9 protein-coding genes and 1 pseudogene are annotated in these 6,424 nt (G+C 44.8%); 1 reads left to right on the top strand and 9 read right to left on the bottom strand.

Annotated elements, in window-relative coordinates; all coding sequences use genetic code 11:
* Positions 1–49: 49 nt before the first annotated feature.
* From DXB18_RS11470 to DXB18_RS11435, 8 genes and pseudogenes are all read right to left on the bottom strand, one after another.
* Positions 50–241 carry a hypothetical protein gene (locus DXB18_RS11470; protein WP_118707927.1) on the bottom strand — a complete coding sequence of 64 codons (192 nt, stop codon included), beginning with the start codon at positions 239–241 and terminating at the stop codon, positions 50–52.
* The gene (locus DXB18_RS11465) at positions 222–689 is read right to left on the bottom strand and encodes a DUF6765 family protein (RefSeq protein WP_182430557.1); all 468 of its coding nucleotides are present in this window, start codon (positions 687–689) and stop codon (positions 222–224) included. The genes DXB18_RS11470 and DXB18_RS11465 overlap by 20 nt, the downstream gene beginning before the upstream one ends.
* 223 nt (positions 690–912) lie before the next feature.
* Positions 913–1,164 (bottom strand): hypothetical protein, encoded by a 252-nt coding sequence (locus tag DXB18_RS11460; protein WP_118707924.1) that lies wholly within the window; start codon positions 1,162–1,164, stop codon positions 913–915.
* Between the two features lie 19 nt (positions 1,165–1,183).
* A complete protein-coding gene (locus DXB18_RS11455; RefSeq protein WP_118540898.1) occupies positions 1,184–1,705 on the bottom strand; it encodes a hypothetical protein in 522 nt (173 codons plus the stop codon).
* Positions 1,692–2,321: a hypothetical protein gene (locus tag DXB18_RS11450; RefSeq protein ID WP_118707922.1), complete on the bottom strand. Its 630-nt coding sequence runs from the start codon at positions 2,319–2,321 to the stop codon at positions 1,692–1,694. Before DXB18_RS11450 ends, DXB18_RS11455 begins: the two co-directional genes overlap by 14 nt.
* A gap of 5 nt (positions 2,322–2,326) precedes the next feature.
* On the bottom strand, positions 2,327–2,938 hold the full coding sequence (locus tag DXB18_RS11445; RefSeq protein WP_118541217.1) for a sugar O-acetyltransferase: 612 nt from the start codon (positions 2,936–2,938) through the stop codon (positions 2,327–2,329).
* Between the two features lie 93 nt (positions 2,939–3,031).
* A pseudogene (locus DXB18_RS11440) lies at positions 3,032–3,643 on the bottom strand (CatA-like O-acetyltransferase); the annotation flags it as partial.
* A gap of 28 nt (positions 3,644–3,671) precedes the next feature.
* Positions 3,672–4,001 (bottom strand): helix-turn-helix domain-containing protein, encoded by a 330-nt coding sequence (locus DXB18_RS11435; RefSeq protein WP_118541219.1) that lies wholly within the window; start codon positions 3,999–4,001, stop codon positions 3,672–3,674.
* A 136-nt stretch (positions 4,002–4,137) separates the two neighbouring features.
* On the opposite strand from DXB18_RS11435, the gene DXB18_RS11430 reads away from it, so the two are divergent.
* A complete protein-coding gene (locus DXB18_RS11430) occupies positions 4,138–4,710 on the top strand; it encodes a flavin reductase family protein (protein ID WP_118707920.1) in 573 nt (190 codons plus the stop codon).
* 57 nt (positions 4,711–4,767) lie between these two features.
* Here DXB18_RS11430 and DXB18_RS11425 read toward each other — a convergent pair whose 3' ends face one another.
* A complete protein-coding gene (locus tag DXB18_RS11425; protein WP_118707918.1) occupies positions 4,768–6,363 on the bottom strand; it encodes an AAA family ATPase in 1,596 nt (531 codons plus the stop codon).
* Positions 6,364–6,424 lie beyond the last annotated feature (61 nt).

Raw genomic sequence — 6,424 nt, 5'->3', positions numbered from 1 at the left:
AACTTTTAAAAGAGCGGTGGAATTTACTTTTGCACTGGAATTTACTTTTTCAAGTCAGCCATGGAATATAAATGATTGCGCTCTTCTGAAATGCCGTAACCACCAGTCCCAGACAGAGAATATCCAGCATCACCACTTCCGAATTGTTGTTGAGCAGGCAGACAAAGGCGAGAACCACCTCAAAGATTCCCTGCAGAAAATTCAGCTTCCAGACACCGGTCTCAAACCTGCGCGGTTCCATGGATCGTAAGCGCGAAAACCCCCAGATCCAGCGTAATCAGCGCCCGGTAAAGGATAACCCTGCCGCCTACCATATGGATTCCCATGCTCACATAGTATATAATCCAGCTGCCGTTTACAAAGAATCGTCCCCAGGCCGGCTGATACCGGTAATGGGCGAAGCTGTAATCCGGCAGATGCCCGGCCCTTCCATGCCCCAGATTCATGATCGATGTTTCACATCCATTGTTGATGCTGTTTGTATACAGGGAATGCTCCAAATCGTCCTTTGCCGCCGGGTTATGCCGGAAATGGACCGGTACCTCGCAGGTACTGCCGTCTTCTTTCTTCACGATCTTAGAAAACACAAAATCGGTATTATTGATCATCCGGTATTTATTCCGGCAGGTCTTGGACCAGGCCTTCACCGGCGCATAGAGATCGTATGGCAGAAAATGAAAGGGTAACACCAGATCCTGGTAATATTCTGCAGACCGATCAGATCGGTCCTTGCATCCATCAGTTCGCTTTGCAGCTGTGTGGTTGCCGCTGCACGCGCTGCCTGAACCTTTTTTAACAGCGTTTCCGAACAGCAGTCCACAAACTGGGCACTGTAGGCAATGGCCTGACTGTCAGGGGCGCTGTCACATCGATTACCATCAGCACAACCTCTTCCACATCCGGAACCCGTGGTCAGGTATGCGCTCTCAGATCTCCCAGATAGAGCAAAGCACTCCCGCCAATCACGGCAAAAAACAAAATACCTAATATGATCCGCGCCGTTTCCTCGATGATCACTCCATTTACATCAATCGTTTGTCCTCTCATCTTTTCAAACAAAATCTGGATATCCCGGATGCCGGACCACACGGAAAACAGCATGATCCCGAATCCGCCTGTATATAACCGGCTCTGCAAACGGCGCATTTTCTGACCTGTATCCACGGCTTGTCACCTTCTTTTCTTAAGTATCCTGACTCAGGGTTTCTATCGTTCCAAAAATCATTTCTTTGTAATTGCCCTGCTTCACATCCGTAAGTTCATAATTCTTTTTTATCACACGAGAAAGTCCCCAGAAAGACTGCAGTTCTTCCTCATGAATCGCATTGTAAAACAGCGTATGGTTCGCTGGGGAACAGCCCTTCGACCAGGACGGGATACCGTCAAAATCCATTCTCGCCACGATCAGCTGCGGAGTTTCGCAGGTATCCGGGTCTACATTAATCTCCACTGCATAAACCGGCCCGTTGATCCAGCCATTTTCCATGACTGGCCCGTCTTCCTTTCTCTGGAATAACAGAATAAAGCTCCAATAGATCCAGCCCTCCCAGGTAAGATCAGAGCTGTAGCGCATGAAGCGCTCCATCGGCATGTAGTACCGTTCTTCATCCAGCTCTGCCCTGCATTTTTTCATAAGCTTTTCAATACTTTTTAACGTCTGGAATACCACCAAAAACGCATTATGTATATTTTCACCCGAAGTCATAATACAACGTCTCCTCCACTTCCGTCTTGGACCATGTAAAGCCGTCAAAGGCCACAAATCCTTTTTCCGTAAGCAGCTGTTTCAAATCCCCGATCATCGTCTTTCCGTATGGGGTCACGACAGGTAGCTGGTCCAGACCAAGGAGAATATCCTGCCAGGAAAGATACGCAAGATGCACGTTCTGAAACACCGGCTTGGTGCAGTTTTCCGCATAAATCTGCTTCGATTCTTCTGCATCTGCCACCAGAAGCAGGATCTTTTCCTTCTTCCTGCACCACTCATTCTGGAGCACCAACGCTTCTTTTTCCAACTGATCCTCTCCGGATAAACCGCTGCGGTATTTCACTTCAATCCCGATTCCAACATCGGAAAACGGGATAAATCCGTCAATCTCCACCAGCCCGTTTTCCGAACGTTTCCAGAATTCCAACGTAAATGCATCGTCTGTAAGCGTGTTCAAAATACGCATCACCTCAGGATCCCTGCTGACAGTATAATGCCGGAAAATCCACCCAAGGCCACGCTGAAAGGGCATATAACGCATGGTTCCGAAAAAATTCCCAGTCAGCTCATCTTCCAGAACGGAAACCGTCTTATGATATAGTTCTGCGATCACATTATTTAACTCCTTTTTTCATCCTTTGTTTTCCGGTCCCAGCAGGTTTTCCGGTCAGCTTCTGTAATCTTACGAACAACTTTGCACGGATTTCCAACCGCTACAGAATCACTTGGAATATCTTTGACCACAACGCTTCCGCCGCCGATCACAACGTTATCCCCAATGGTGACACCCGGCATGACCTGAACGCCCGCTCCGATCCAGACATTGTTACCAACCGTGATCGGATACGCGTATTCCAGTCCCTGGTTACGGCGCTCCAGATCGATCGGATGCCCCGCCGTATAGAAGCCACAGTTCGGTGCGACAAATACATTATCCCCGAATGTAACTTTCGCGCAGTCCAGGATGACCATATTGTGGTTGGAATAAAAATTTTCGCCCAGCACAATGTTATAGCCATAATCACACCAGAACGGTGCTGTGATGCAGAAATTTTCGCCCGTTTTTCCCAGAAGCTGAAGCAAAATCTCCCGCTGTTCTTCTTCCTGTGCCGGATGAAGCTGATTATACTGATGACACAGTTCCTTGGCATGGATACGTTCTGCCTTCAATGCTCCATCATAATTGGCATCATAAAGCATCTGATTTAACATTTTTTCTTTTTCGGTCATGTTTGTCTTCTCCTCTCCTACCTGCATTCCAGTCATCTCGCTCTGCTTTTCCGCCGCTTCCTGCAGCCCGTCAAGTTCCTCCTGCAAATACTGGAAAAACAGTCCTGCATGATACCCATCTGCTACCGCATGTGCGATCAGAAGATTCACCGGCATCGTGATCTTGTCACCATTTTTTTCGTATTTTCCCATCGTAATGATCGGGAAAAATGCCGGGTCTGAACCGTTCGTTGTCCTGCTGCCGAATGCAGTAAATGAGGTCCACGGCACACCGGAAATGCAGTAAAAGTTGGCTGGCTGTCCTGCCTTTGCCTTGATTCCTTTTTTGTCTTTATAAGTCTGCATATCCGTTATGATATCCCGGTAAAAGGTATCAAAATCACTGGAATAATCCGTCCAGCAATCGGAGAACGTTTTATCGTCCTCATGAAAAATCGTGTAGTTTGGAACCACCTGCTCCCAGACACAAAGGTGCCCATCTGCGTCCCGGAACATGCGGAAATTTTCAATCCGGTTCACTACTTTTGTGACCAGATAGATCAGAGATGCATAAAATTTATAGCCGCATGAATGGCAAAAATCAAGCAAATTCTTCACATCGATAAGCGCTGTCATGTTGCACTCAACCTTCAATTTTTCCGTATAATACTGGTAATGTTCCCGGCGCGCCCAGGTTTCCATATCGATTTTTTGATACGAAGTCATGACTTGTATTCCCCCTATCTTAATTCATCTACAGGCGGTTTTTCGCGCCCCACACACAAAGCTGGTCCAACACCTTCATGAGCGACTTGCCCCGCTCCGAAAGAGAATATTCCACTTTCGGCGGGATCTGCGGATATTCCTTGCGCACGATCAGCTGGTCTGCTTCCAGCTCTTTTAAATTGCTGCTCAATGTCTTGTCTGTGATGTTTCCCAGATACCGCTTCATTTCATTAAAACGGACTGGTTCATATTCCATGAGACAGTACAGGATTACCATTTTGTGTTTGCCGCTGATCAGTGACATCGTGTAGCTAAACCCGGTATCCGCAAAATTCGCATGCTCAATATAACGTTCCATGCATCCCATCTTCACACTTCCTTTCATGATAGTACCTGTCTTTCTTAACAGTACTTGTGTTTTTTACGTCGTCTGCTATCATTATAGGAGGATGACCATACGAAGTCAATCCTTAAGAAGACTGGAGGGATTTTTCATGAAAAAAGATTTAGGAATCAAACCATATCTGTTTCCAATGCCGGTTCTGATGATCGCAACCTACGGCGAAAACGGCAGTGTTGATGTCATGAACATGGCATGGGGCGGCATCTGCGCAGCGAACATGGTTTCTTTAAACATCGATGAAGATCATAAAACTTCTGAAAATATCAAAAAGCACGGTGCTTTTACCTTAAGCATCGCGGATATCCCGCACATCGAAGCGGCTGATTTCTTCGGCATTGCCAGCGGCAACAAAATGGAAGATAAATTTGAGCGCAGCGGTCTGACTTCTGTCAAGAGCGAAAAGGTCGACGCCCCTGTCGTTCAGGAATTCCCGCTTACCCTGGAATGCCGTGTTGTAGAAGACAAAATGGAAGTCTACGGGCACCATGTGATCGGCGAGATCGTCGGCGTTCTGGCCGATGAATCGGTCCTGGATGAAAAAGGAAATGTGGACCCGACCAAGTTAAATGCTTTCGTATTCGACCAGTTCCAGAGCGGCTACTATGCCATCGGGGAAAAGGTTGGCCAGGCATGGCAGACCGGTGCTCCGCTGATGAAGAAATAATCGAGAAATAGATTGAAAAAAGCCCGCTCAAAATTTGGCGGGCTTTTGCAATCCATTTTAATCCTTATACATTCTTTCAATCACACAAGTATGTGTCTTCGTATCTTTCTCATAATTAATCCCCACCAAAAGAAGATTTCCCTGATATTCTTTCAGTGCATCTACACAGTGTTTGTCTTTAATCTGGCTGATTGCACCTCTCGCGCTTTTATCCCATTTCAGTTCCATAACGATTGCCGGTTTATCCAGATACATTTTTCTTGGGATAAAGCAAACGTCTGCATATCCTTTTCCTGTTGGAAGTTCCCGGATAATCGTATAGTATTCTATTGCAAAATAAAAAGCAAGATTGATCGTACAGCTTAGTGAATTTTCATCGTTATACTGAAGAATGGAAATTTCCCGATGCGCTTTATCAATTCCTTCTGCAACTGCCTTTTCATCCAGATTCCAAAGAGCCTTTAATAATTTTCTGGAAGACTCAACTGACGCTGTTACTTCAGCCCAGTCCATGGTACTGATTGCATTGATATATTCCTGGGAAACTTCTTTGTTAGGAATTGTAACCGTTTTATCCGGCCAGTGATAGCTCAGATATCCCAAATGGATCAGCAATGTTAAAACATCATCTTTCCCTTGAAAATTCGTCATATCATTTGAAAATGTTCCCGTATTGATCTGGACTCGTTCTCCTGCAAGCATACGGATTACCGAATCCTTGAGTCCATCAAAATTCATCTTAATATATACTTTTAATGCCTCATATGTTTCTGTTTGATTCCAGTAGTTATCGAACACGCCACTGAGCATCGCGTCTACTACCGATTTCGGACTATACATCGCGTACGAAATTTTTTCTTCGCCGTTCACTGCTACCAGTTCATATCCATCATACCAGGCTTGCGTTTCCTCAAAATTTCGATGAAATCTTTCACACAGTGACGTTACTTCTTTCTCTGTAAAGCCGAAATATTCAGCCATCTCCCTTGGATTCGTCATGGAATATTCCGTAAACATATTCAATGCCGAATGAGAACCATATTTTTTTATTGGGAGAATCCCTGTCATATAAGCCAGCGCCACATAGTCTTTATCTTTCAGCCATGCACGTAAAAAATCCAGATACTTTTTCTGTGCATCTTTATTCTGTTTATACTCACGGAACAGACAATCCCATTCATCGATCAAAATCACAAACGGACATTTCGTATAACGGAATACATCCTTCATAACCTGAATCAGGTTCTTTTCATCCCGAAATTGTATTTCGTGAAAGGTTTCTTTAAAATCCGAAACCAGATAATTTTTAAGCATCTCAAGCATCTCTTCCATGGTTTCTGACATGCTTAAAAATTCCTGCATATTAATCTTGATCACGTCATATTGATTCAGATGTTCTTTATATGATTTTTCTTTACTGATTGCAAGACTCTGAAACAATTCTTCTGTATCTTCATTTCGGTCATAGTACGCGGCAAGCATATTGGCTGCCATAGACTTGCCAAATCTTCTTGGACGGCTTACACAGATGTATTTCTGCTCTGTACAAAGAGCTTCATTCGTCCTTGCGATCAATTCGCTTTTGTCCACATATATTTTTGAACGAAGACTGCCGCGAAATGAAAGATTTCCCGGATTTAGGTAACTTCCCATGCAAATCCCTCCCATCAAAAACGCTTTTATCTGAGTTCATTATACTTGATTCCATTCAGAA

This window comes from Clostridium sp. OM02-18AC, assembly GCF_003481825.1.
Lineage (GTDB): Bacteria > Bacillota > Clostridia > Lachnospirales > Lachnospiraceae > Brotaphodocola.
Note: the sequence above shows the minus strand (reverse complement) of the source record. Positions and strands in the feature narration are given on the sequence as shown.